The organism is Maritalea mobilis, assembly GCF_004363175.1.
Lineage (GTDB): Bacteria > Pseudomonadota > Alphaproteobacteria > Rhizobiales > Devosiaceae > Maritalea > Maritalea mobilis.
The window spans coordinates 776,756-800,797 of sequence record NZ_SNYR01000001.1 but is presented as its reverse complement, the minus strand read 5'-3'; the positions used below and the strand labels follow the sequence as shown (position 1 = coordinate 800,797).

The window sequence follows — 24,042 nt, the reverse complement described above, 5'->3', positions numbered from 1 at the left end:
TTAGCGGACGAAATCTTCTTCGGCGAAACCCTGCAAGAACAATAGGCCCGTAAGGTCGGAATGGTTGAAGCGATATTGTGCTTCAGCCGCCACCACAGGCTTGGCGTGGATAGCCACGCCCATGCCTGCCGCTTTGATCATTTTAAGGTCATTCGCCCCATCGCCGACGGCCATGGTTTGGCTCAATTCCAACTCATGGGTTTTGGCGAGGCTTTGCAATTTTTCCAATTTGGTGTCTTGCCCCACAATAGGGCGAGCCACGGTGCCGGTCAGCGTGTCATTTTCAAACTCAAGCACATTGGCTGTGGCTTCATCAAAGCCGATGCGTTTCGCGAAATAGTCGGCGAACAAAGTGAAGCCGCCGGAGACCAATGCCGTATAGGCGCCGTAAGCGCGCATGGTTTGCACCAGTGCGCGACCGCCAGGGGCATAGCTGATTTGTTCGCGCCGCACTTCTTTAATCCGATCTAGAGGCAAGCCTTTCAGCAGTTTAACCCGCTCATCCAGTGCGGCTTCGAAATCCAGCTCGCCGCGCATGGCGCGGGCGGTGATTTCCGCGATTTCGGCTTTAATGCCCAGCGCGTCGCCCAATTCGTCAATGCATTCCTCATTGATCATGGTGCTGTCCATATCGGCGATCAAAAGCTGTTTGCGGCGCTTTTCATCGCTCACCACATTCACGTCCACTGCGGCATCAGCAAATGCGGCTTGGGCAGTTTCAAAACCGTCCTTCGCTTTGAAGCCGATCAGTTCGCACCCCACGTCTTTTTGCAGCCAATTCATTTGGCCGCCAATGTCGTTTTTTACCTGCTCGATCAGATTGCCATCGAGTTCGGGGTTGGCGGGATTGGTGGAAAGCACTAAAACGGACATTTACGTTCCTGCATTTGGTTGACGAGGGTGAATATGCAACGTGCATTGTTGATAGCGGGTCCAACGGCCAGCGGCAAGACGGCATATGCCATCCAGCGTGCACAGGCTGATGACGCGTTGATCGTGAACACAGATTCAATGCAGGTATATGATGTTTTAAATGTGCTTACCGCAAGGCCGTCTGCTGAGGAATTGGCCCAAGCTGAGCATAAATTGTTCGGACACGTGCCCCCGGCGGTTCGCTATTCAACGGGCGCGTGGCTTGATGATGTGGCGCCCCTTGTGGTCGATGCAGCACAATCTGGCCAGAACCTGATTTTTGTTGGCGGCACAGGGCTTTATTTTGATGCCTTGATAAATGGATTCGCCCAGATACCTGAAATTCCTCAAGAAGTGATTCAAGAAGTTGAAGCAGTGATTCAACCCATGGATGAGGGTGAGCGGGCTGCTTATATTGCGGACAAAGACCCGAAAATGGCGGCGCGATTGCAAGCGCCGGATCCGCAGCGTGTGGCCCGTGCCATTTCTGTGATGGAGGCCACAAATCGCTCTTTAGCTGATTGGCAAGATGATGACAATGCCCCTAGCTTGATTGAAGGTTGGGACGTGGAAAAAATCGTGCTCAATCCAGAACGCGAATTGTTGCGCGGCCGCATTGCCAAGCGGTTTGAACTGATGATGGAGGGCGCGGCCATGGATGAAGTGAGAGCGATTAAAGCGCTTGATCTCGACCCAAGCTTGCCCGCAATGCGCGCCATTGGCGTGCCTGAATTGATGGCTGTTATGGTGGGGGAAATGAGCCTTGAGGAGGCGACCGAAAAGGCCATCACTGCGACCCGGCAATATGCCAAGCGTCAGCGGACCTGGTTCCGCAATCGCATGGCAGATTGGCGTTGGGTTGATCCATTTGCTTGAGGGAGGATGAGTTATGCCCGTTTTAAGAATGAGCGGATTGCCGCAAAAAGACCCGGCCAAAATCTCCGCTGCGTTGAAAAAAGTGTGCCTTGCGCTTGCCGATGTTTGTGGCTGTGACCCCAAACATGTGTGGGCCACGTGGCAGGATATTGCGCCGGACCTTTATGTCGAAGGGGATCTGGCAGCAACTGCCCAGCCAGATCAAACGCATCCGCCCATCGGCCAATTGTTTTGCTATGGTCACAGCACGCCAGACGAGATCGATAAGCTGTTAAGTGTCGCTGCGACAACTTTGGGTGAGGCGCTTGGGTTGGGCGACAATATTTTTATTACCTATCACAGCGTGCCAGCCGGCACCGTGTTTGATGGTGGGAAAGTTAGATAATTCAAGCCCGCCCGTGCGGCTTTAGGGATTAGCGCAAGCATATGTTGGTTCACAAATTGCGGGCGATCCCGCGCCCAGCCTATATTTTTGGCTTTGCCAATTTTGTCATTGCCACGGGCGCATTTGTGTTCCCGTTCATGGCGCTGATGCTGTCGCAAAAGCTCGGTTTTTCCGCCACGGCGACAGGATTGATTGTTTATGGCGTGTTCTCCGCACAGTTTCCCGGGCAAATGTTGGGCGGTTGGCTGACGGATAAATTTGGCCCAAAGCCTGTTTATATCACCGCACTTTCTATTGAAGCGATCATTACCTTCACGACAGGATTCTTTGCGGAAAGCGTCGCCCTGATCGGCTTTCTGTTTTTCATCAGCTTGGCCCACGGCACCATGGTGCCCGCCATGCAAGCGTGGCAGGCGGATTTTTCTACGCCCAAAAATCGCAAGCTGGTTTACGCGGTCAGCTATTATGGCTGGAATGTCGGCTATGCCTTCGGCCCCGCCATTGGTGGGCTGCTTTTCGCGGACTATTTCCGCTTTATGTTTTGGGGTGATGCCACAACGACGCTCATCGCGATCATCATTGTTGCGCTGTTTTTGCCTGCACGGTTTGATCGGTCAGGCGATGATGAAATAGAAAAAGAAAAGTCAGTGGAAGGTTCGGTGTGGCGTTATTTGCTAACACGGCCCAGCTTGCTGCTCTTCACACTTTGCATGATCGGCATAAACCTTGTTTATGGCCAAATCACTGTTGCGCTGCCGCTGCAAATGGATGCATTTTTCGGTGAAGATGGCGCCAAACTTTACGGTTGGTTGTTGATGGCCAACGGCATTGCTGTGCTGGTGTTTACGCCGATTTTGGCGCGGCTGACCAACAATAACCGGACCCTCAGCAATCTGATACTAGCCGGTATGCTTTATGCTGTCGGTTTTGGCCTTATTGGCATTTCCAACCATTTTATGCTGCTGTTGATTTGCGCCACGATCTATACGGCAGGTGAAGTGCTATCAGTCACCAACACTAACGCCCACATTGCCAATGAAAGCCCGCGCAATATGCGGGGGCGGTTGGCAGGATCGGTGGGGTTGGCAATTGGCTTCGGTTTTGGCGCGGCCCCGGCGTTGAGCGGTTGGTATATTGACCAGTTTGGCTTGGCGGCGCTATGGCCGAGCGCAGGCGCGTTGGCGCTGATCAGTGCTCTTGGTCTTTATTTGTTGCGTCAGCGTCAGCCGGATTAATAGTCCATATTGTCCCGGTTATAGAGGCCGTCTAGCGTGTAGCTATTGTTGACGGGTGGGAAGGCTTGGCTGTCATAATCTGGGTCAGACACGGTGCAGTTGCGGTCACACAGAAGAATGGCGCGGCCACGGTCCCAATCATTTTTCCAAATGCGGCCGCCTGGTGTTGCCACATAGCCATCGATCTCTTCATACATATCGGCTTCCAAATCGTCAGAGGATGGCGTTTCGGAATCCGCATCAATGTGGAAGCTGCCATGAGTGTGGTACGAGGCAATCACTTCTACCATCTCGTCGCTGGGGTCGGCGCTGCAACTGTCCGCACGGCCGCGCTTTGGCTTTGTGGCGATCAATTTGCCTGCCGCATTCAGGCCGAAATAGCCGCAATATTCGCGGTTTTCCGCGATAGATCTTTCTTGGATTGGCGCGAAGAAGTTCGACAAATAATTGGCAGAGAGGCTTTGCGCCGCCGCTGGGTTTGCAGATATTGCGAGCGCGGCGATGGTTAGGGACAGTTTTTTCATATCAAAGCACATTGATTTTTTGAGCGGCGGTGAGGGTGGTCAGTTCCGCTGCGCTGGTGGGAAATACTGATTTTGGGTGACCAGCGGCGGCCCAAACCTCATCGAACTGGAACAGGGTTTCATCAATATAAATATCGACTTGCCCTGTTGCGCCCAATGGTGACACGCCACCAATGGCAAAACCTGTGTGTTCGCGCACAAAGTCTGCGTCGGCGCGGCCTAGCTTTTCGCCAATCAGGCGACCAGTGCGCTTTTCATGTACACGGTTGGCACCGGAGACCAACAGCAAATAGGCCTTGTCGCTTTCCGCGCCACGAAACACCAAAGATTTCACAATTTGCGCCACTTCGATGCCCAAGGCATCTGCCGCTTGCTGCGCCGTGTGGGCATTGTCGTCCAGCCGCACAATTTCGGTCGCCAGATTGTGGGCGCGGAGCACCGCGTCCACGCGCTGTTCTGATTTGCTCAATTCGGTCATTAAAACTTGATCTCGTCTTGGTGCCCAACAAATTGAATATCATGGCCCTGATTACATTCGTAAATATAATCACGCAGGGCGTTGGACTGTTCTATTTCCGCCTGAAAGTCGCCGATGATCGCGCATTTAAGTTGGTAATTCACCAGCTTCTGCGTGACTTCGCCCGCCAGCCCAGACCGTAGGTCAAAAAAGGTGGGGTCTATTGCCGATTTGGGCAAGACCAATAGTGTCTTGCCCTCAAAGGCTGCGGTGCCGATATGATCCATAAAGTCACCCACTTTTGCCATGGGGGGATGGTCGGCGGGCACCGCATATATTTGTTCAGATGCGTTCACTTTATACCTTTGCCAGTTCCAACAAAATTGCAGCGTGTGAGCGGATGCCACGGCGCAGGCAAGTGAGTTCATATTTCTCGTTCGGGCTGTGGATATTGTCGTCAGACAAGCCAAAGCCAACCATTACGCTTTCAAGGCCGAGCATGTTTTTAATGGCACCCACGGCAGGAATGGAGCCGCCCATGCCAATCATTTTGGCCTCGCGCTGATATTCAACTTCCAAGCCTTTTTGCGCTGCTTTGAGGTAAGGGCTGTCGATTGGCAGTTTCAAGGCATAGGCCGCGCCGTGATTTTTGAAGGTCATGGTGAAATCTGCTGGCAAACGATCAGCGAAGAACTTCTCGATATTGGGCAAAATTTTGGCTGGGTCTTGGTCGCCCACCAAGCGGCAGGACAGTTTAACATGCGCTTCAGACGCGATAACCGTTTTATGGCCCTCGCCAATGTAGCCGCCCCACATGCCGTTCACGTCGCAGCTTGGGCGCGCATAGATGCGTTCGATGGTTGAATAGCCGTCTTCACCTGCGGTGTTTTTCAAGCCAATCTCGCCCAAAAACTCTGCATCATCAAAGTTGAGCGCAGATAGTGCGGCGCGTTCGGCTTCTTCCAATTCCGGTGCACCTTCATAGAAGTGTGGAATTTGGATTTTACCATTTTCATCGTGAAGCTGCGCCACAATGTTTGAAAGGGCGTGCAAGGGGTTGATCACCGCGCCGCCATACATGCCTGAATGCAAATCACGGCTTGGGCCTTTGATGCTGATTTCTGCATCGATCAAGCCGCGCAAAGAATAGGTGATGGCCGGGGTGTTGATGTCCCACATGGCGGTGTCGCACACAACGCACACATCAGCGGCCAAAATGTCTTTATTTTGTTTCAAAAACTTATCAAGGCTTGGGCTGCCGGTTTCTTCTTCACCTTCCAGCATGATTTTGATGTTGCAGGGCAAATCATCATGGGTGGCGATAAAGGCGCGGAACGCCTCAATGAAGGTCATCACTTGGCCCTTATCGTCCTCAGCGCCACGGGCGACGAGCTTTTTGCCGTGCATACTGTCGACGATGGTGGGTTCAAATGGAGCTGTGTCCCACAGTTCGAACGGATCGCCCGGCTGCACGTCATAGTGGCCGTAATAAAGAATGGTCTTTGCATCTTTGTTAGAGGCTTTGCGCTCAGCGAACACAACAGGGTGGCCATCGGTTTCGATCAGTTTGATCTCAAAGCCCATGCCATCAAGCTCGTTCATCATCCAATCTGCCGCTTTGCGCACATCGTCATTATAGGCAGGGTCAGTGGAGACTGATGGGATTTTCAGCCATTCGATCAAGCGGTTAACGCTGTTGTCGAAATCCTGTTCAATGTGAGAGGTGACATTGTCCAAATTGAAATTGCTCATGGCCGATCTTTCTGATTTTGAGATCAAGGAAGGAATGTTTTGGCGCAGTCTTTTCAATTTAGATCGTACGGTCAAGTGGGGATGGAATGAATTTCAATCAAAGCGAAGTGGACGGTTGTGGGCAAATTGGTACTTGACCAATGAATCTTGTCATTCTACCAATAACGCCAACACTAATTAAATTGAGCAGAAGATGCATCAGGCACTCGTACTCGTGATTATTGGCACCGGCGGCGCGAACATCTAAGTGAGGTTCGTGAGTGTCGGTGCATGTCAAGGTCCCAAAAGGGGCCTTTTTTTATGGCCAAACAACTTTGTGATGAAGTTAGCTGGCAAAGCGCGATTTGAAAGAATTGCATAGGGCTTGAGGAGAAAGAAGAGCTATGGCTGAGCAAATGACCGGGGCAGAAATGGTCATTCAGGCACTTGTTGATCAGGGGGTTGAGCATATTTTCGGCTACCCTGGTGGCGCAGTGCTGCCAATATATGACGCAATTTTCCAAAACGACAAAGTCGAGCATATTCTTGTGCGGCACGAGCAAGGGGCAACCCACGCTGCAGAAGGCTATGCCCGTTCAACCGGTAAATGCGGCGTGGTGCTGGTGACTTCTGGTCCCGGCGCAACCAATGCGGTGACTGGCCTCACCGACGCGCTTCTCGATTCTATCCCTATGGTCTGCATCACCGGGCAGGTGCCCACGCCTTTGATTGGCTCTGATGCGTTTCAAGAGTGTGACACGGTTGGCATCACCCGTAACTGCACCAAGCACAATTATTTGGTGAAGTCGGTTGAAGATTTGCCGCGCATTTTGCACGAAGCCTTTTATGTGGCGACTTCAGGACGGCCCGGTCCTGTGGTGATCGACATTCCAAAGGATGTGCAGTTTGCCCTTGGCAGCTACGCCAATCCAAACATCACCAGCCACCCAACTTACAAGCCGCAGATGGAAGGTGAATTGGACGCGATTAAAATCGCCGTGGATATGATGTTGAAGGCGGAACGCCCCGTATTTTACACAGGCGGCGGCGTGATCAACTCAGGTGACGAAGCCACGAAATCACTGCGCGAAATTGCAGAGCTGACTGGTTTTCCAGTGACATCCACCTTGATGGGCCTTGGCGCCTATCCGGCAGATGGCGAGCAATGGCTCGGCATGTTGGGCATGCACGGCACTTATGAAGCCAATATGGCGATGCATGATTGCGATTTGATGATTTGTGTTGGCGCACGTTTTGATGACCGGATTACGGGGCGTATTGATGCGTTCTCGCCAAACTCGCGCAAAATTCACATCGATATTGATCCATCATCGATCAACAAAAACATCGTTGTTGATTTGCCAATCGTTGGCGATTGTAGCCATGTGTTGGAAGAGATGGTGCGGTTGTGGCGGTCAAAGACCAATGCGCCGCGCACTGACGATATTCAGCCTTGGTTGCAGCAGATTGATAAATGGCGCGAAGTTAAGTCATTGCGCTATGAAAAATCTGATGATGTGATCAAGCCGCAATATGCAATTGAGCGCCTTTATGAATTGACCAAGGAACGTGATGTTTACATCACCACCGAGGTTGGTCAGCACCAGATGTGGGCGGCACAGCATTTCCACTTTAATCAACCAAATCGTTGGATGACATCAGGTGGTTTGGGCACCATGGGCTATGGCTTGCCTGCGGCTGTTGGCGTGCAGGTGGCGCACCGCGATGCGTTGGTGATTGATATTGCGGGCGAGGCCAGCGTTCAAATGACCATGCAGGAAATGTCGACTGCGGTTCAATATGGATTGCCGATCAAGATTTTCATTTTGAACAATGAGTATATGGGCATGGTGCGCCAGTGGCAGGAATTGCTGCATGGTGGTCGATATTCCAACTCTTATTCAGACAGCTTGCCAGACTTTGTGAAGATGGCGGAAGCGTTCGGGGCCTATGGCATCATGTGCGATGACCCCAAAGAGCTGGACGACAAGATCATGGAGATGATCGAGATCGATAAGCCTGTTTTGTTTGATTGCCGGGTGACGAAAGAAGAGAACTGCTTGCCGATGATCCCATCGGGCAAGGCGCACCACGAGATGATTTTGCCGGATACGGCAGATATCGGCAACATTATTGATGAGAAGGGGAAGGTCCTTGTTTAAGCCAAGTTGGGATTTGGAACGCAGCCAAAGCGTTGAGCGTCACACACTGACCGTTCTTGTTGATAACGAGCCGGGCGTTCTGGCCCGTGTTGTTGGGCTTTTCTCTGCCCGCGGGTTTAACATTGATAGTTTGACGGTTTCAGAAACGGAGCATGATCGGCATCGGTCACGCATCACCATCGTTACTGTGGCGACGCCAAAGGTTTTGGCGCAGATCAAGCTGCAATTAGAGCGTTTGGTGCCTGTGCATCGCGTGCATGATTTGACCGCTGAGGGCGAGTCGCTGGAGCGCGAATTGGCGCTGATCAAAGTGGCGGGCAAAGGCGAAAACCGAGTGGAAACATTGCGTTTGGCTGAAGCATTCCGCGCGAATGTTGTAGATGCATCGATCGACAGTTTTGTCTTTGAGATCACAGGCCGCCCATCAAAGGTTGAGCAGTTTATCTCACTGATGCAGCCTTTGGGTCTTGTGGAAGTGGTGCGCACTGGCCTCACCGCGATTTCGCGCGGCAAAGAAGGTATGTAGGTTCTTCGATATAGTCAAAGAAAAGGCGGCTTAGAGCCGCCTTTTTTATGTCCAGATGGTCTCTGTGCCATTCTCCAGCACATGCACAACGCCTTGCGGCTCTTTCAGGCGCAATATCTGTTCATCGGTCAGGCCAAGATAAATGCCGCGCATCACTTTGCCGATTTGGCCGTGGGCCACGGCGATGGTGGGTCCGGTCAAGCTATCGAGCCATTGGGTTGCGCGCTTGCGCATATCATCCATGGTCTCGCCACCCGGTGCGCCGAAATACCAGTCATAATCCGGCTTGCCATCCATATGCTCGGGGAATTGTTCTTCCATTTCGGGGCGGTTCAGACCGCTCAGCTTGCCAAGATCAATTTCCTTGAGCAAATCAACAGGCGTCGGATCAAAAGCGAAATGCTTTTTGATGTTTTCTGCGGTCTCTAAAGTGCGGCCAATCGGGCTGACCATTTGTGTGAAGCCATTCGGTGTGCCCAACTCACGTTTGAGAATTTCACCCAGCTTTTGCGCTTGGGCTCGGCCTTTTTCTGTGAGGGGTGAATTGAGGTGACCTTGAGCGCGGCCAGCGAGATTCCATTCGGTCTCGCCATGGCGCATGAAAATAATGCGGGGATAGGACATAGATATTTTAGCTTCTTCGACAGGGATAGAGCCCTGTTTATAAAAAGCCATCGTAGGGCATGCAAATCAGATCGGGCTTAATCGGTCCGTTAATTTGAATAAAATGGAGGGGGCAGCGCAAGGCCGCCCTCCAAAATCTTACCAGTTGGCGATTTGATCAGCGATGCTGGGAAGCTCAATGCCGAATTTTTCTTCCAGCGCTGCTACATCAATCGCCATGCCGTTTTTGCCGAGGGCACTGATGGATTGATATAAGCCGGTCAGCCCTTGGCCTACCTCAGGGCTTTGGAACAGTTCGCCGATCTGGGTGCCGAATTGTTCGGGTGTCAGCGGCTCGAACTTGACGGGTTGGCCCAGCGCAGTTGAGAAAATCTGTGCGAGTTCTGCTCCGTTCAGCATTGGTTTAGAGGCAATTTCAATGGTTTCGCCAATCAGATTTGGCTTTTCAAATGCAGCGAGGGCATAGCGTGCTTGGTCCACATGTGATGTGAAGGCAATCTTCATATCCGCGGGCAGTGGCGGGTAGGTGAGAATACCGTCGCTGTGCAGTTGCGGCACGAAGGGCGGCACCTGCATATTTTCCAAATAGATGGTGGGCATCAGAATGGTCACAGGCAAATTTGCGGCCTCTATTGCTGATTTTGCGGCGCTTGTGCCGTCGATCATTGGTGTCGATGCATATCGCGATCCGGTGGGGCCGGAGGTGCTGAACACGAGGTGCGGCAGTTTGCTTTGCCGTGTGGCGGCGATGATGTTTTGCAGCCACAGGCCAGGTTGCTCTGGGCTTTGCGGTATGGGCAAATGTACAAATGCACCGTCTGCCCCGTCAAAGGCAGTAATCAGGCTGTTAAGGTCATTTAGGTCCGCGTGACCTTTGGTCAGGTTTGGGTTTTCGCCAAATCTATTGTTTAGCTTTTCCGTTTTTCGCGCGAAGGCGCGAACTTTGTAGTTTTTGTTCAGCGCTTGGCCTACCAGCGGGCTGGCTTGGGCGCTTAGGGCGTTCAATATTGTGATGGTCGTGGTCATTTATCGTTCCTTGGTTACGAAAAGGAACTGCTATATATAACCAGATTAGTAGCGGGCGAAAGAAGGCACTTTTTTCGCCAGAAGGCACCTTGAGGTAACCACCATGTTGGACGAACAAGAATTTGAAGCGCAGCAAGAAGCCATTAGAGCGTTGAATGCGGCGTGGAAACAAACCGATTATCTGGGCACTTGTCCGGTGCGACAAACTCTGGATCGGATTGGCGATAAATGGACCGTTTTGGTGGTGCTTTGTTTGGGGCAGGGGCCACAGCGTTTCCGAGAGATTTTGCGCAATATTGAGGTGATTTCCCAGCGTATGCTGACGGTCACTTTGCGCGGGTTGGAGCGTGACGGGTTGGTCACCCGCACCGTGTTTGATACGCGACCACCCACTGTTGAATATGAGCTGACCGATTTGGGCAAATCCTTATTTATCCCGCTCATGTCGCTGGCGGATTGGGCGATTGCGAATGAGCCAGAGGTGAATGTGGCCCGCCGAAAATATGATGAGCGGGAACAATAAGTTTTATCGTCACTTCACTGTTGCAATTGGCCTTTAGTGAGGTTGCCAGTTTTTGCAAATTGCCTTACCGATTGGTTGGAACAATTTGAGTCCTTGCCGGATTTTGGAGCTGCTATGACCGCGCTTTCTGTGAATTTGAACAAGGTTGCCTTGTTGCGCAACCAACGTGATTTGCCTTGGCCCAGCGTTGTGGGCATGGGGCGCGTGGTTTTGGACGCAGGTGCGGATGGCATAACTGTGCACCCACGGCCAGATGAGCGGCATATTCGCCGTTCGGACGTGCCCGAATTGGCGGCTTTGGTAAAGAACGAATATCCGGATAAAGAGTTCAATATTGAAGGCTATCCGGACGATGAGTTTTTGGATTTGGTGTTGGCCAATATGCCGGATCAGGTGACCTTTGTGCCTGATGCGCCGGATCAAGCTACATCTGACCATGGCTGGGATGTACGCGGTGCGCATAATCTTTTGGTGCCCGCCATCAAGCGGATGAAAGATGCGGGCATTCGTGTCTCCTTGTTTGTGGATGAAGATCCGAGCGTGCCGCCAGATGCAGCGGAGATTGGTGCGGATCGCATTGAAATTTATACCGGCCCTTATGGTGCAAGCTATGGCACGCCAGAAGGTGACCATCATTTGCATCGCATGCGTGTCACCGCGCAGGCCGCCCAAGCTGCTGGGTTGGGCATCAATGCTGGGCACGATTTGACTCTTGAGAATTTGCCAGCCTTTAAAGAAATGTTGCCGGAGTTGCACGAGGTTTCCATCGGCCATGGCATCACCGCTGATGCCCTGTTGATGGGCTTTGCTGAAGCTGTGCGGCAGTACAATCAGGCCTTGGGCAAATAACAGTTTTTTGATCACGGAACCCAATTTGCGGGCAACCGTTTCTCCTTTGACGCCGTTGATGCAGTGAGCCGCTTTGTCGGCCCTGCATTTTTCAAACAAAGGAGAAATTTATGCTCAAGATTGGGATCATCATGTCCACCACGCGCGACAGTCGGTTTGCGGAAAAGCCCGCGAACTGGATTTTGGACAAGGCCAAAGCGCATGAGGGCATTGAAGCAGATCTGATTGATCTGTGCGATTTTGATTTGCCATTTTTCAATGAGAAAGCCACCAACCTTTGGGTGCCATCTGAGGATGCGCGCGCCGTGCAATGGCAGCAAAAGCTGGCCAAATATGATGGCTTTATTTTCGTTGTTGCCGAATATAACCACTCTATCTCTGGCGTGTTGAAGAACGCACTTGATCAAGCTTACCTTGAATGGGTGCGCAAGCCTGCGGCCTTTGTTGGCTATGGCGGTGTTGGCGCATCGCGTGCAGTGCAGCATTTGCGCAATATTGTCGGCGAGTTGCAGATGGCATCGATCCGTGAAGCTGTGCATATTGGCGGCGGCGAGTTTATGAAGGTCAGCCCGATGGGCGACGATAAAGACATGTCAGAAATCGATGACATCATTGCCCCGAAGGCAAATGACTTGCTTGATGATCTTGTATGGTGGGGCGAAGCGCTGAAAACTGCGCGTGAGAAGAGTGGCCCCAAATATAAGAAGGACTAATTTTTCTTCTCAGGTGCCCATCATTTTCGCCCTCTTGCATATCTTGATGCAGATCAAGGCAAGAGGGGGAGAAAAGGGCGCACAATAGGCGCATGGGAATGATCAGACACAGGAGGTCAACATGATCAAAGACGTATTGGTTTATTTAGATGGGTCAAAAGAAGATGAGGTTCGTCTGTCCTATGCCGAGCCAATTGCACAACGGCATGATGCGTTTTTGACAGGCTTGTTGTGTGTTGAAATTCCAGATGTTGTGAGCGCTGGTGACGGTGTGTTTTCCGTAGGGCAAGTGGCGGCTGAGTTGCAGCAGGAAGCTGAAGCCCAAGGCGATAAATATGAAAAAGAGTTGGATATGCGCTTTGCTAAGCACGAGTTCCGCTCTGATTTGCGTCGTGTAAGTGCAACGCCTTCCTTTATGGGGCAAACCATTGCCAATGAAGCGCGGCTGGCGGATTTGTTTGTGGCGACACGTCCTTACAAACATTATTCTGAAAAGCCTGAAATTTTTGAACATGTTCTGTTTAATTCTGGTCGCGGTTGTTTGTTTGTGCCGCCTGCTATTCCGGCTAGTGATGGCCCTTATAAGAACATTGTTCTCGGGTGGCGCAATTCTAAGGAAACAGCACGTGCGGTGGCTGATGCGGTGCCATTTTTGCAAAAGGCAGATCAGGTTACTGTGGCGATTGTCAGTGATGATGAAGCGCCTGAAGAGCGTGGCATTGAACCAGGTGCAGATATTGCACGGCATTTGGATCGCCACGGGGTCAATGTTGAGGTGCGCAACATCAATGGATGGTCAGACGCAGCGGCAGCTTTGTTGAATGAAGTTGGCCGGATCGATGCAGATATGTTGGTCATGGGTGGCTATGGCCATTCACGGTTCCGCGAGTGGGTGCTTGGGGGCGCAACCCGCGAAGTGTTGAGCAAGGCTGAAGTGCCCGTTTTGATGGCGCACTAACCCAAATCAAATATGCATCGGGCATAGGGGTCGCACATGGTGCGGCCCCTTTTGTTTTGGTTTGGTGCTTGCTTTGGCGCAAAACATAGCGTTAGTCTTTGCCCAAATCGCGCCTTGTCCTGCCGGCGTGATGTTTTTCAAATATATTGGGGAGACGGGCATGGCTGCCTATGCTGAGTTAAAGAAACGTTTTGCACAAATTTCCGCCATTGAAGGCGCATCATCCATGCTGAGTTGGGATGCAGAAACCTTTATGCCAAAAGGCTCTTCAGATGTGCGGGGCGAGCAATTGGCTGCATTGGCCGCCGTTGCCCACGAAAAATATACTGCGCCAGATTTGGGCGATCTAATTGCGCAAGCAAAAGAAGAGAAGTTGGAAGGTTGGGATGCCGCCAACCTTAAAGAGATGGAGCGCATTTATTTGCACGCCAATGCCGTGCCGAATGATTTGGTACATGCTCTCAGCAAAGCGCAGTCAGAAACCACCCATGTGTGGCAGCAGGCGCGGCCAGAAAACGATTTTGATAGCTTCGCCGCCAAATTGGAGCCCTTGCTGGTGCTGGTGCGTCAGGCTGCCGATGCAAAGGCTGAGGCACTGGGCCTTAGCGCCTATGATGCGCAGCTGGACACGTTTGATCCAGGCATGCGCACCACAAAAGTTGATCAATATTTTGATGAGCTTGGCGCGTTTTTGCCCGATTTCTTGAATGAGGTGATCGAGTTCCAATCGACCCATCGGCAGGTGAAGCCGCTTGATGGGGAAACGCCTGTTGGCGCACAGGAAGCGCTGGGGCGTCGCTTTATGGAGGCATTGGGCTTTGACTTTAATCATGGCCGCATTGATGTGTCGGCGCACCCGTTCTGTGGTGGTGTGCCGGGCGATGTGCGCTTGACCACGCGCTATAACGAAAAAGCCTTTTCCACCAGCCTTTATGGCGTTTTGCACGAAACTGGCCATGCCATGTATGAGATCGGCCTGCCAGCAGATTGGCGCGGCCAACCTGTTGGCCAAGCGCGCGGCATGAGTATGCATGAGAGCCAGTCGCTTTTCTTGGATATGCAGCTTTGTCGTTCAGATTCTTTCTTGGCTTTTGCTCTGCCTAAAGTGCGTGAAGCATTTGGGGTAAGCGGTGACGCGTGGGAAATGGAAAATTTCAAACGCTCAATATTGCAGGTGAAACGCGGACTGATCCGGGTGGATGCAGACGAAGTGACCTATCCGCTGCATGTGATGCTGCGTTATCGCATTGAAAAAGCCTTGTTGAGCGGTGATTTGCAGGTTGCAGATTTGCCCGGATATTGGGACGATGAGATGGAGAAAAATATCGGCGTGCGGCCTGATTGTGTGGGCAATGGGTGCATGCAGGATATTCATTGGTCGGGCGGTGCATTAGGATATTTCCCGACCTACACAATCGGCGCGATGACGGCGGCACAATTGTTCCAAGCGTTGCAGGGGCAGCTATCAAATTGGGACAGCGAAGTGCGGGCAGGTGACTTCACTCAAATCTTTGGTTGGCTGCGGGAGAACGTGCATTTGCGGGCGTCATCAGTTTCAATGGATGAAATGGTGAACGATGCCACAGGTTCAGTGCTTAATGTTGATGTGTTCAAACAGCATTTGCGCTCGCGCTATCTCGATGCATAGTTAAAGGGTAATTTACCTAAGTAGAAACCGGCACCCAAATGTGCCGGTTTTTTTGTATTCAATTTTGTCTGATAATTCAGTTAGTTAATTGGTTACACTTATGTGTTTAACTTTTTAATCAAATTTGGGGTTTTTCATTTTTCTGAATTGAGCGTTTTTAGCTCAAATTGATCCGAACAATTCAATCTATTCTTTGATCGAATCTCGAAATGTGGCGCTTTCAAAGATTATGGGTGGGGAAGAGCTTGCTTGGGTTCATAGCAAAAGGGTTAAGAGGTGCATTGAGCATTGATGGGTCAAATGAGCCTTTGATGCGCGCGCAACTGCGTATGCTGCGCTATCGCTTGCCTTTTGTTTATCTGCTTGGTTTTTCTGCTGTTTTGGTTGTTGCACAACATCGGCTTTCAGTTGGCTTTGATTGGTCTGTCATGTCTGGCGCGGCCATTCTTGGCGTATTGTGCTTGTGGCGTATTGTGCATTGGCTGCGTTATGACGAAGAAAAATACGATTTCGAGCACGTGCGCAAAAGCCTGCAATCCATCATTTATTCTGCGGGCATATTAGGCGGATTGTTTTCTAGCTGGGCCATATGGGCCATGTCCCAGAACACAATGACCGCTCACCAGGAGGTGAGCTTTTTTGTATTTATCTCGCTATTGGGCGCCTTGTTCTGCTTGGCTTATTTGCGACAAGCGGTGTTGATGCTTGCCTTATGTGTAGGTGTGCCTTTGGCCGTATTCTCCTGGTTCTCCAGCGCGGATGTGTTTTCCGTTTTGGCGCTGCACTTCATCTTTGTTGTGGCTGTTCTTGGTGTCGTCACGCAAAGCTTTGGTTCAGATTTCGAAACATTTATCTCGCAACAAACGCGGCTTTATAAAACGCAGGCTGAGGCCAAGAGCCAAGCCAAAGAAATGCGTAAGCTGGCCTTTAAAGATGTGCTGACTGATTTGGACAATCGGCGGGGCTTCTTTCATTATCTGCGCTCCAATTTCCCAAGTAATGATCAGACTTCGCTTATTCTGGGCCTTATCGATTTGGACGGGTTTAAGCCGATCAATGATATTTATGGCCATCCGGCCGGCGATGATCTGCTGCGCAAGGTGTCGCGTCGTTTATCTGAGTTTTTGGGCGATGAAGTGTTTGTTGCCCGTGTTGGCGGTGACGAATTTGCGCTGATCACGTTGAGAAAAATGTCTGAACACGAAATTATCGCACTTGGCCGTGCCATTTGTGCGGCGCTTAAGGTGCCGTTTGTGCTGAAAACGGGTGTTCAGGTGAAATTGTCGGCGTCACTGGGCTTTGCACGGGCACGTGTGGATGCAGATTCGCCGGAACAATTGTTCGAACGGGCAGACCATACACTTTATTATGCCAAAACCTACCATATCGGCCATGCGCTGTTGTTTGAAGATAAGCACGAGCGGATTACGCGCGATTCTGCCGAGATTGCTCAGGGCTTACGCGATAGCCAATTTGTTGATGAGATGGAGATGGTATTCCAGCCGATGGTGAGCGCCACCAATTCTAACATCACGTCAGTTGAAGCCTTGGCACGTTGGCATCGGCCAGATGGCGTGGAGATATTGCCGGATCGCTTTATCCCAGTGGCTGAGGCCATGGGGTTGATGAACAAGTTGACCTTGGCACTGTTCGAAAAGGCCACGGACTGCATGCTTCATTGGCCCAAATATTTGCGGTTGAATTTCAACCTTTCATCAGCGGATTTGATCGAGCCGCATGTGGTGAATTCCTTGATGGAGATCACCCATAAGAAGGGGATTTCGCCGAACCGTGTTTCGTTTGAGATTTCTGAGAATGTGCTTCATGACCATTTGGATCAAGCGGAGCGCATGTTGGATCAGCTGAGCGGTTTTGGGTTCACCATCACATTGGACGATTTTGGCGGCCGCATTTCCAACTTCAACCATTTGCATCAATTGCCGGTTGATGTGGTTAAGCTTGATTCTGAATTGATTTGCGATCTGCGTTTTTCAACGCAAAGCCGCATTTTGGTGCGAAAAATTGTTGAATTGGCGCAAGGCTTGGATTTGAAAGTGGTGGCGCAAGGCATCAGCTCCAGCGATCATTTGCATGTGCTTGATGGCTTGGGTTGCCAATATTATCAGGGCTTCCATTTTGCCCGTCCTATGCCGCAGCATAAATTGATGAGTTTGCTGCACACACAAAATGGGCAGCTTTCTGCTCAGGGCGTGGCATAGTTTTTTTACAAAAGCGCTCGGAATTAGACTCTATTTTCCCTTTTGCATCTTTGCGGATTCTTATCAAATGATAAGATGCGCCGAACTCTGTCGAATATCGGGAAAATATTATGAAACTTGAATCACTTGCCCTGCATCATGGCTATGAATCTGAAGCCACGACCAAGGCTGCGGCTGTGCCGATCTACCAGACCACCAGCTACACTTTTGATGATACGCAACATGGTGCGGATCTGTTCGACTTGAAAGTCGAAGGTAATATTTACACCCGGATCATGAACCCGACGACAGCGGTGCTTGAGCAGCGTGTGGCGGAAATGGAAGGCGGCATTGCTGGTTTGGCTTTGGCCTCTGGTATGGCTGCGATCACATATGCCATTCAAACCATTGCCAGCGCGGGCGACAATGTTGTTTCCGTTAGCCAGCTTTATGGCGGCACTTACAATTTGTTTGAGCATAGCTTTCCGCGCCAAGGCATTGATGTGCGCATGGTGGATGCGAGCTTTGACGGCATCGAAAAGCTGTTTGATGAGAAAACCAAAGCCGTTTTCTGCGAAAGCATCGGCAACCCAGCGGGCAATGTGGTCGACATTGAGAAACTGGCCAAGATCGCTCACGACCACGGCGTGCCATTGATCGTTGATAACACAGTGGGTACGCCATTCCTATGTCGTCCAATTGAGCATGGTGCCGACATTGTTGTGCATTCATTGACCAAATATATTGGCGGTCACGGTACGTCAGTTGGCGGCATTATTGTTGACAGCGGCAAGTTTGACTGGGCCGCGGACAAGAAGCGTTTTGCTGTGTTGAACGAGCCTGATCCTTCTTATCACGGCGTTGTCTACACTGAGGCGCTTGGGCCTGCAGCCTATATTGGCCGTGCCCGGGTTGTGCCATTGCGCAATATGGGCGCTGCTATTTCGCCAATGAATGCTTTCCAGATTTTGCAAGGTTTGGAAACTCTAGGTCTGCGCATGGAGCGCCATTGTGAAAATGCTCAGAAAGTGGCCGAATATCTTGAAGCACATGACAAGGTAGAGTGGGTCAATTATGCGGGCTTGAAATCTTCGCCTTACAATGATTTGGCCAACAAAATCTCTGGTGGCAAGGCGTCCGGCATTTTGAGCTTTGGCATTAAAGGCGGCCAAGAAGCTGGCGCGCGCTTTATCGATGCGCTGCAAATGATCTTGCGTTTGGTGAATATTGGCGATGCGAAATCACTGGCCTGTCACCCAGCGTCAACCACTCACCGTCAGTTGAATGATGATGAGTTGAAGGCCGCTGGTGTTTCTCGCGATCTCGTACGTATTTCAGTTGGCATCGAGCATGTTGACGACATTATTGCTGACATTGAGCAGGCGCTGGATAAAGCGTAACTCAATGAGAGCTTGATGAATTTAGGGGCGCTTCGGCGCCCCTAATTTTTTCGGTGATAGGCGACTAAGGCGTTGGCATGGCCGTGGCCCAACCCATGTTCTTGCTTAAGCCAGTTCACCGTTTCCATATGTTTTTCGTCTGGTCGATTAGCAATCAAGTCCAACCAATGGTCAATTGGCTGACCATACTTCTTTTCGATGGAAGGGAAGTAGGAGGCGGGGCCTTTAACTTTGTCGTCGGTTGCCATGTTTTTCCTCGCAAAGGGGTTGATGTGATGGCGTATCGGCCGATATTTTCTGCATGCAGTTAAGCAGGAAAATTCAATTTATCAAACAACTTAGCGTTTATTGGCTCATTAGAGTCTTTTGTGCTGAAATTGCAGTGTAACTTTTTATTGACATTTACCGAACCGTACGGTACGGTTCCTTATCAAATTGAGCGACTCGAGCGAGAAAAGGCAGGTTGGGCCTTCAGGTTTGAGCGCATTCGGGCGCGGTGGTTCGCGACCGATTGATGGAGGTGAAATTGTCTGCTGCCATTAAATTGGGTGATGAAGAACTGACGCAACGCCAGCAGGATGTGCTGGATATTGCGCTGTCTTTGTTGGTTGAAGTTGGTGACAAATTGACCATGACAGGTGTTGCGCGGCGCGCACGCTGTTCAAAAGAGTCGCTTTATAAGTGGTTTGGCGACCGTGATGGATTGTTGACGGCCATTGTGCAATGGCAAGCAGCTAAAGTTCGTCCGGTGCCGTTGGGGCCACAGCGCATGAGCATTGAGGCATTGCAAGCCAATTTGGAACGGTTTGCTTATGACTGGCTCAAAGTTATTTCCGGCGACATTTCGGTGGCGCTGAACCGTTTGGCGATTACCCATGCTGGGCCGCTAAGCAACTTGGGACATACGGTTTTGACCAATGGCCGCTTTGCGGTGGGCAAACGGTTGAAGCCTTTGTTAAAGGCAGGGCGGGGCGCAGGCTTGCTTCGCTTTGACGATGAGGAGGAGGCGTTTCGTACATTTTTCGGCCTTGTGCTGAGGGATGTTCAAATTCGGCTTCTTTTGGGTGACGAGTTTGAGCTTTCAGATCAAGACGTTATCCGGGACGCAAAACGGGCGACCGAACAGTTTTTGAAATTGTACGGCGCTTAATGACAATCAATCTGCCCCACGCAGGTAAAGAACCAAAGATAAATTAAGGGGAAACGCAATTATGCGTGTTTATTACGATCAAGACGCTGATCTTAATCTGATCAAGAACAAAAAAGTTGCCATTATTGGTTATGGTAGCCAGGGCCGTGCGCATGCACTGAACCTGAAAGATTCTGGCGTCACTGACATTGCTATTGGCCTGCGTGAGGGCTCTTCAACTGCAAAAAAAGTTGAAGCTGACGGGCTTAAGGTCATGAGCGTAGCGGAAATCGCCGCTTGGGCCGATGTGATGATGATGGCAACCCCTGATGAGTTGCAAGCAGACATCTACAACAACGAAATTGCACCAAATATCCGTGATGGCGCTGCGATTGCCTTTGCACACGGCTTGAACGTGCATTATGGTTTGATTGAGCCGAAAGACACTGTTGATGTGATCATGGTTGCGCCAAAGGGCCCAGGTCACACTGTGCGTGGCGAATTTGAAAAAGGTGGCGGTGTGCCATGTCTTGTGGCGATCCACCATGATGCGACAGGCAATGCGCAAGATGTTGCTTTGGCTTACGCTTCTGGCGTTGGCGGCGGTCGCTCTGGTATCATTGAGACCACCTTTAAAGAAGAATGTGAAACCGATTTGTTCGGTGAGCAGGCTGTTTTGTGCGGCGGTTTGGTTGAATTGATCCGCGCGGGCTTTGAAACATTGGTGGAAGCTGGTTATGCGCCAGAAATGGCTTATTTCGAGTGCTTGCACGAAGTGAAGTTGATTGTAGACCTGATTTATCAGGGCGGCATTGCCAACATGAACTATTCAATCTCTAATACAGCTGAGTACGGCGAATATGTAACAGGGCCACGCATTGTGACTTCTGAAACAAAAGCCGAGATGAAGCGTGTGCTTGAAGATATTCAATCTGGCCGCTTTACGCGCGATTGGATGTTGGAATGTAAAGCTGGTCAGCCTAGCTTTAAAGCAACACGTCGCAACAATGACGCGCACCAGATCGAAGAAGTTGGTGAGAAACTTCGCGATATGATGCCATGGATTAAAGCTGGCGCTTTGGTAGACAAAGCGAAAAACTAAGCTTTTAAATAGTTAAACCCTAGCTCTCCCAGAGCTAACTTAGGGGCGCCTCGGCGCCCCTTTTTTTGTCCAAAAGTTCAAACTTCATTAGGTGTGAAGGTGTAAACTGCAACTAATTTGATTGATTTGTTTATGCAATTTTGGGGTTAGCATGAAATATCCATTTATGATCGCAGATGTGTTCACCAAGGAGCGATTTGCGGGCAATCCGTTGGCCATCGTGTTCGAGGCTGATGGCATGCCGGATGAAACCATGCTGAAAATCACGCGCGAATTTAATCTGTCAGAGACCATTTTTGTCCATAAGCCGCAATCGGTGCGCCATTTGGCGGCTGTGCGGATTTTCACGCCGCGCGGCGAGTTGCCATTTGCGGGCCACCCCACAATCGGTGCTTCTGTGGCGCTTGGCTTGCGCCACAATACAAGTGCTGTGCGGTTGGCCGAAAAGGTGGGGACCGTTGTATCTGTGATGACGCCTACAGGCAAAAAATCTGGTCATGCCCGATTTGGCCTGCCGCGCTTGCCTGAGAAAGTCGCCGAAGCGCCAAGCTCGGATCTAATCGCATCACATCTGGGATTGCTACCGCATCATATTGGCTTTGATGGCATGCAGCCGGGCGTTTACTCCGTCAGTGTGCCGTTTTTGATTGTGCCAGTGCAAGATGCTTCTGTGCTCAAGGAAGTGCGCATTCAAAGGCGGGGTTGGGCAGAAATGTTCAATCTGGGTGTAAATGGCGTGTTTTTGTATTGCCCAACTCCAGCTGAAGACGGCAACGATTATGCAGCGCGCTGCTTTGTTGATCTGAACGGTCTGGGGGAAGATCCGGCAACCGGTTCAGCCGTGTCTTGCATGATTGGCCATTTGGCTGATCATGGAAAGTTTGGCGAAGGGCAGACGGATTTTATTGTGCGCCAAGGCAAGGAAATGGGGCGTCCAAGCTTTATTGAAGCGCAAGTGAAGTTTGAGAATGGTCAAATGGTTCATGCTGGATTGGGTGGGCATGTGGTGATCAATGCGCAAGGCGAGCTTGATTTATTGAGTTAATTTCAAGCAGCTGGTCGATTTTGGGCAAAAATGTCTAGAAATCGCTGGCAAGCTTGGTTAAGGTTTCCACCTGATTTGAATTTGTTTGCGTTAGACAGTTTTGGGTAGGCTATGACCCGTATGTTGCACAGCACTGAATATTCTGACCGTCGCCTCTTGGCAGACGGCCTTTTGCTGCGCGCGCAAAAACTATCTCTAGACCTACTCCTTATTAGCCCCTGAGTACCGACGGTTCTCATCAGGGAGAACGGGTATTTAGGGGAATTTTGCACACCAAAGGTCAATTTGGGCGATGCGCCCTGTCTATAGAGAAGTTTTTGAAAAATGAGCGAACAGAACCAAAATACGAACACCGACCAAGTCTTTATTTTCGACACCACATTGCGCGACGGTGAGCAGTCGCCCGGCGCCACCATGACGTTTGAGGAAAAACTTCAGGTGGCCGAATTGTTGGATGATATGGGCGTCGACATCATTGAGGCTGGTTTCCCGATTGCCTCAAATGGCGACTTTGAAGCAGTGGCTGAGATTTCTCGCCGGTCGAAGAACTCAGTTATTGCAGGTTTGGCGCGTGCCATTCCAGCAGATATTGATCGCGCTGCAGAGGCGGTTCGCTTTGCCAATCGTGGGCGCATTCACACCTTTGTTTCCACCTCTCCAATTCACTTGGCGCACCAAATGCGCAAGACGCAAGATGAGGTTTTGGAAATTGTCACCAAAACGGTGACCCAAGCCCGCAATTTGATTGACGATGTGGAATGGTCGGGCATGGACGCGACCCGTACGCCGATCGACTTTTTGGCGAAATGTGTGGAAGCTGCCATCAATGCTGGTGCCACCACCATCAATATTCCGGACACTGTGGGCTATGCGGTGCCGGACGAATATTACAACATGATCAAAACCTTGATCGAGACCGTGCCGAATTCGGATAAGGCGATTTTCTCCACCCATTGTCACAATGATTTGGGTTTGGCTGTGGCCAACTCTTTGGCTGGCGTGCAAGCGGGTGCGCGGCAGGTTGAGTGTACCATCAATGGTTTGGGCGAACGGGCAGGCAACGCAGCGCTTGAAGAAATTGTGATGGCGATAAAAACCCGCGGCGATACATTGCCTTATCACACAGAGATCGACTCGACTCATTTGGCCCGCGCATCGAAAATTGTGGCTGCGGCGTCTAACTTCAATGTGCAATTCAATAAGGCAATTGTGGGCAAAAACGCGTTTGCGCACGAAAGTGGCATCCACCAAGATGGCATGTTGAAGAACGCAGAGACTTACGAGATCATGACGCCGGAAAGCGTCGGCATCAAAGCCACGTCATTGGTGATGGGCAAGCACTCTGGCCGCCACGCGTTCAAGGAAAAGCTGAAAGAGTTGGGTTATGAGTTGGGCGACAACGCGTTCCAAGAAGCGTTCCAACGGTTCAAAGAATTGGCTGACCGTAAAAAGCACGTCTATGACGAGGATTTGGTTGCCTTGGTCGACGATGAGATGGGCTCAGTTGAAGATAAGATCAAGCTTGTTTCCATGAGTGTCAGCACCTCCACTGGCGGTGCGCACCAGTGTGATTTGGTCTTGTCGATTGAGGGGGATCAAAAGTCTGTCAGCGTAACAGGCACCGGTTCTGTAGACGCGATTTTCAATGCGATTAAAGAAGCTGTTGGCGCAGATCCGCATTTGGTGCTTTACGGCGTGGACGCGGTAACCGGCGGGACCGACGCGCAGGCGAACGCCCATGTGCGTTTGGAAATGGATGGCAAAATTGCCTCTGGCCGTACCGCTGAGCCGGACACATTGGTGGCCTCAGCTCGTGCATATTTGAACGCCTATAACCGTTTGTTGGTTGAGCGGGGCGCATCTGCACAAGGTGCCATGGCTGGCTAATTGACTCATAGGGAAGGTGCGGGGGGACCGCCTGTTTGACTCATACGTAAAGGCGCTGAACATGTTTCAGCGCCTTTTTGACATTTTGATCAATCCTAATTGATTTGTAAGTGAACTTTAGCTGCACCATTT

Annotated in this window: 24 protein-coding genes; 16 read left to right on the top strand and 8 right to left on the bottom strand. The window is 51.0% G+C overall.

Going from position 1 to position 24,042, the window contains the following annotated elements; translation table 11 throughout:
* Positions 1 to 873: a phosphoserine phosphatase SerB gene (serB, locus tag ATL17_RS03775; protein WP_133571433.1), complete on the bottom strand. Its 873-nt coding sequence runs from the start codon at positions 871 to 873 to the stop codon at positions 1 to 3.
* 18 nt (positions 874 to 891) lie between these two features.
* Here serB and miaA point away from each other — a divergent pair, with 18 nt between their 5' ends.
* From miaA to ATL17_RS03760, 3 genes are read left to right on the top strand one after another with little or no spacing between them, the layout of a single operon-like run.
* Positions 892 to 1,788, top strand: coding sequence for a tRNA (adenosine(37)-N6)-dimethylallyltransferase MiaA (miaA, locus tag ATL17_RS03770; protein ID WP_133571432.1), 897 nt, complete (start codon positions 892 to 894; stop codon positions 1,786 to 1,788).
* 13 nt (positions 1,789 to 1,801) lie between these two features.
* Entirely contained in the window at positions 1,802 to 2,173 is a 372-nt protein-coding gene (locus tag ATL17_RS03765) for a hypothetical protein (RefSeq protein WP_133571431.1), read from the top strand.
* Between the two features lie 41 nt (positions 2,174 to 2,214).
* Complete coding sequence (locus ATL17_RS03760) at positions 2,215 to 3,408, top strand: MDR family MFS transporter (protein ID WP_133571430.1); 1,194 nt, start codon at positions 2,215 to 2,217, stop codon at positions 3,406 to 3,408.
* Here the strand turns inward: ATL17_RS03760 and ATL17_RS03755 are convergent.
* The 4 genes from ATL17_RS03755 to ATL17_RS03740 are packed head-to-tail and all read right to left on the bottom strand — an operon-like array spanning position 3,405 to position 6,141.
* Positions 3,405 to 3,932, bottom strand: a complete 528-nt coding sequence (locus ATL17_RS03755) for a DUF4329 domain-containing protein (RefSeq protein WP_166638880.1) — start codon at positions 3,930 to 3,932, stop codon at positions 3,405 to 3,407. The two genes, ATL17_RS03760 and ATL17_RS03755, sit on opposite strands and share 4 nt — an antisense overlap.
* 1 nt (position 3,933) lies before the next feature.
* Positions 3,934 to 4,410 (bottom strand): YbaK/EbsC family protein, encoded by a 477-nt coding sequence (locus ATL17_RS03750; RefSeq protein WP_133571428.1) that lies wholly within the window; start codon positions 4,408 to 4,410, stop codon positions 3,934 to 3,936.
* A complete protein-coding gene (locus tag ATL17_RS03745; RefSeq protein WP_166638879.1) occupies positions 4,410 to 4,745 on the bottom strand; it encodes a DUF4180 domain-containing protein in 336 nt (111 codons plus the stop codon). Before ATL17_RS03745 ends, ATL17_RS03750 begins: the two co-directional genes overlap by 1 nt.
* A gap of 1 nt (position 4,746) precedes the next feature.
* Entirely contained in the window at positions 4,747 to 6,141 is a 1,395-nt protein-coding gene (locus ATL17_RS03740; RefSeq protein WP_133571426.1) for a dipeptidase, read from the bottom strand.
* A gap of 383 nt (positions 6,142 to 6,524) precedes the next feature.
* On the opposite strand from ATL17_RS03740, the gene ATL17_RS03735 reads away from it, so the two are divergent.
* Both ATL17_RS03735 and ilvN read left to right on the top strand, forming a co-directional pair.
* Positions 6,525 to 8,282, top strand: coding sequence for an acetolactate synthase 3 large subunit (locus tag ATL17_RS03735; protein ID WP_133571425.1), 1,758 nt, complete (start codon positions 6,525 to 6,527; stop codon positions 8,280 to 8,282).
* Positions 8,275 to 8,808 carry an acetolactate synthase small subunit gene (gene ilvN, locus ATL17_RS03730; protein ID WP_246028624.1) on the top strand — a complete coding sequence of 178 codons (534 nt, stop codon included), beginning with the start codon at positions 8,275 to 8,277 and terminating at the stop codon, positions 8,806 to 8,808. Before ATL17_RS03735 ends, ilvN begins: the two co-directional genes overlap by 8 nt.
* Positions 8,809 to 8,853: 45 nt before the next feature.
* On the opposite strand, the gene ATL17_RS03725 is transcribed toward ilvN, so the two are convergent.
* Together ATL17_RS03725 and ATL17_RS03720 are read right to left on the bottom strand one after the other, a co-directional pair.
* The gene (locus ATL17_RS03725; RefSeq protein WP_133571423.1) at positions 8,854 to 9,483 is read right to left on the bottom strand and encodes a histidine phosphatase family protein; all 630 of its coding nucleotides are present in this window, start codon (positions 9,481 to 9,483) and stop codon (positions 8,854 to 8,856) included.
* An 87-nt stretch (positions 9,484 to 9,570) separates the two neighbouring features.
* Complete coding sequence (locus tag ATL17_RS03720; protein ID WP_133571422.1) at positions 9,571 to 10,458, bottom strand: NmrA family NAD(P)-binding protein; 888 nt, start codon at positions 10,456 to 10,458, stop codon at positions 9,571 to 9,573.
* A gap of 103 nt (positions 10,459 to 10,561) precedes the next feature.
* Here ATL17_RS03720 and ATL17_RS03715 point away from each other — a divergent pair, with 103 nt between their 5' ends.
* From ATL17_RS03715 to ATL17_RS03685, 7 genes are all read left to right on the top strand, one after another.
* Positions 10,562 to 10,981 carry a winged helix-turn-helix transcriptional regulator gene (locus ATL17_RS03715; RefSeq protein ID WP_133571421.1) on the top strand — a complete coding sequence of 140 codons (420 nt, stop codon included), beginning with the start codon at positions 10,562 to 10,564 and terminating at the stop codon, positions 10,979 to 10,981.
* A gap of 114 nt (positions 10,982 to 11,095) precedes the next feature.
* The gene (locus ATL17_RS03710) at positions 11,096 to 11,830 is read left to right on the top strand and encodes a pyridoxine 5'-phosphate synthase (protein WP_133571420.1); all 735 of its coding nucleotides are present in this window, start codon (positions 11,096 to 11,098) and stop codon (positions 11,828 to 11,830) included.
* 110 nt (positions 11,831 to 11,940) lie between these two features.
* Complete coding sequence (locus ATL17_RS03705; protein WP_133571419.1) at positions 11,941 to 12,543, top strand: NADPH-dependent FMN reductase; 603 nt, start codon at positions 11,941 to 11,943, stop codon at positions 12,541 to 12,543.
* A gap of 121 nt (positions 12,544 to 12,664) precedes the next feature.
* Positions 12,665 to 13,501, top strand: a complete 837-nt coding sequence (locus ATL17_RS03700; RefSeq protein WP_133571418.1) for a universal stress protein — start codon at positions 12,665 to 12,667, stop codon at positions 13,499 to 13,501.
* A gap of 160 nt (positions 13,502 to 13,661) precedes the next feature.
* Positions 13,662 to 15,149, top strand: coding sequence for a carboxypeptidase M32 (locus ATL17_RS03695; RefSeq protein ID WP_133571417.1), 1,488 nt, complete (start codon positions 13,662 to 13,664; stop codon positions 15,147 to 15,149).
* A gap of 311 nt (positions 15,150 to 15,460) precedes the next feature.
* Positions 15,461 to 17,368 carry a putative bifunctional diguanylate cyclase/phosphodiesterase gene (locus ATL17_RS03690; RefSeq protein ID WP_166638878.1) on the top strand — a complete coding sequence of 636 codons (1,908 nt, stop codon included), beginning with the start codon at positions 15,461 to 15,463 and terminating at the stop codon, positions 17,366 to 17,368.
* 110 nt (positions 17,369 to 17,478) lie between these two features.
* A complete protein-coding gene (locus ATL17_RS03685) occupies positions 17,479 to 18,747 on the top strand; it encodes an O-acetylhomoserine aminocarboxypropyltransferase/cysteine synthase family protein (RefSeq protein ID WP_133571415.1) in 1,269 nt (422 codons plus the stop codon).
* A gap of 41 nt (positions 18,748 to 18,788) precedes the next feature.
* On the opposite strand, the gene ATL17_RS03680 is transcribed toward ATL17_RS03685, so the two are convergent.
* Positions 18,789 to 18,995 (bottom strand): DUF4287 domain-containing protein, encoded by a 207-nt coding sequence (locus ATL17_RS03680; protein WP_133571414.1) that lies wholly within the window; start codon positions 18,993 to 18,995, stop codon positions 18,789 to 18,791.
* Positions 18,996 to 19,261: 266 nt separating this feature from the next.
* Between ATL17_RS03680 and ATL17_RS03675 the strand changes: the two genes are divergently transcribed.
* From ATL17_RS03675 to ATL17_RS03660, 4 genes are all read left to right on the top strand, one after another.
* A complete protein-coding gene (locus ATL17_RS03675) occupies positions 19,262 to 19,897 on the top strand; it encodes a TetR/AcrR family transcriptional regulator C-terminal domain-containing protein (protein ID WP_133571413.1) in 636 nt (211 codons plus the stop codon).
* Positions 19,898 to 19,958: 61 nt separating this feature from the next.
* Complete coding sequence (gene ilvC / locus ATL17_RS03670) at positions 19,959 to 20,978, top strand: ketol-acid reductoisomerase (protein WP_133571412.1); 1,020 nt, start codon at positions 19,959 to 19,961, stop codon at positions 20,976 to 20,978.
* A gap of 151 nt (positions 20,979 to 21,129) precedes the next feature.
* Positions 21,130 to 22,023, top strand: a complete 894-nt coding sequence (locus ATL17_RS03665) for a PhzF family phenazine biosynthesis protein (RefSeq protein ID WP_133571411.1) — start codon at positions 21,130 to 21,132, stop codon at positions 22,021 to 22,023.
* A gap of 324 nt (positions 22,024 to 22,347) precedes the next feature.
* Positions 22,348 to 23,910 (top strand): 2-isopropylmalate synthase, encoded by a 1,563-nt coding sequence (locus ATL17_RS03660; protein ID WP_133571410.1) that lies wholly within the window; start codon positions 22,348 to 22,350, stop codon positions 23,908 to 23,910.
* Positions 23,911 to 24,042: the final 132 nt, after the last annotated feature.

Bases quoted from the DNA above. Each gene is read 5' to 3' on its own strand.
- serB (WP_133571433.1), bottom strand. From the start codon at position 873: ATGTCCGTTTTAGTGCTTTCCACCAATCCCGCCAACCCCGAACTCGAT.
- ATL17_RS03765 (WP_133571431.1), top strand. From the start codon at position 1,802: ATGCCCGTTTTAAGAATGAGCGGATTGCCGCAAAAAGACCCGGCCAAA.
- ATL17_RS03760 (WP_133571430.1), top strand. From the start codon at position 2,215: ATGTTGGTTCACAAATTGCGGGCGATCCCGCGCCCAGCCTATATTTTT.
- ATL17_RS03755 (WP_166638880.1), bottom strand. From the start codon at position 3,932: ATGAAAAAACTGTCCCTAACCATCGCCGCGCTCGCAATATCTGCAAAC.
- ATL17_RS03750 (WP_133571428.1), bottom strand. From the start codon at position 4,410: ATGACCGAATTGAGCAAATCAGAACAGCGCGTGGACGCGGTGCTCCGC.
- ATL17_RS03740 (WP_133571426.1), bottom strand. From the start codon at position 6,141: ATGAGCAATTTCAATTTGGACAATGTCACCTCTCACATTGAACAGGAT.
- ATL17_RS03735 (WP_133571425.1), top strand. From the start codon at position 6,525: ATGGCTGAGCAAATGACCGGGGCAGAAATGGTCATTCAGGCACTTGTT.
- ATL17_RS03725 (WP_133571423.1), bottom strand. From the start codon at position 9,483: ATGGCTTTTTATAAACAGGGCTCTATCCCTGTCGAAGAAGCTAAAATA.
- ATL17_RS03720 (WP_133571422.1), bottom strand. From the start codon at position 10,458: ATGACCACGACCATCACAATATTGAACGCCCTAAGCGCCCAAGCCAGC.
- ATL17_RS03715 (WP_133571421.1), top strand. From the start codon at position 10,562: ATGTTGGACGAACAAGAATTTGAAGCGCAGCAAGAAGCCATTAGAGCG.
- ATL17_RS03710 (WP_133571420.1), top strand. From the start codon at position 11,096: ATGACCGCGCTTTCTGTGAATTTGAACAAGGTTGCCTTGTTGCGCAAC.
- ATL17_RS03705 (WP_133571419.1), top strand. From the start codon at position 11,941: ATGCTCAAGATTGGGATCATCATGTCCACCACGCGCGACAGTCGGTTT.
- ATL17_RS03700 (WP_133571418.1), top strand. From the start codon at position 12,665: ATGATCAAAGACGTATTGGTTTATTTAGATGGGTCAAAAGAAGATGAG.
- ATL17_RS03695 (WP_133571417.1), top strand. From the start codon at position 13,662: ATGGCTGCCTATGCTGAGTTAAAGAAACGTTTTGCACAAATTTCCGCC.
- ATL17_RS03690 (WP_166638878.1), top strand. From the start codon at position 15,461: ATGCGCGCGCAACTGCGTATGCTGCGCTATCGCTTGCCTTTTGTTTAT.
- ATL17_RS03685 (WP_133571415.1), top strand. From the start codon at position 17,479: ATGAAACTTGAATCACTTGCCCTGCATCATGGCTATGAATCTGAAGCC.
- ATL17_RS03680 (WP_133571414.1), bottom strand. From the start codon at position 18,995: ATGGCAACCGACGACAAAGTTAAAGGCCCCGCCTCCTACTTCCCTTCC.
- ATL17_RS03675 (WP_133571413.1), top strand. From the start codon at position 19,262: ATGGAGGTGAAATTGTCTGCTGCCATTAAATTGGGTGATGAAGAACTG.
- ilvC (WP_133571412.1), top strand. From the start codon at position 19,959: ATGCGTGTTTATTACGATCAAGACGCTGATCTTAATCTGATCAAGAAC.
- ATL17_RS03665 (WP_133571411.1), top strand. From the start codon at position 21,130: ATGAAATATCCATTTATGATCGCAGATGTGTTCACCAAGGAGCGATTT.
- ATL17_RS03660 (WP_133571410.1), top strand. From the start codon at position 22,348: ATGAGCGAACAGAACCAAAATACGAACACCGACCAAGTCTTTATTTTC.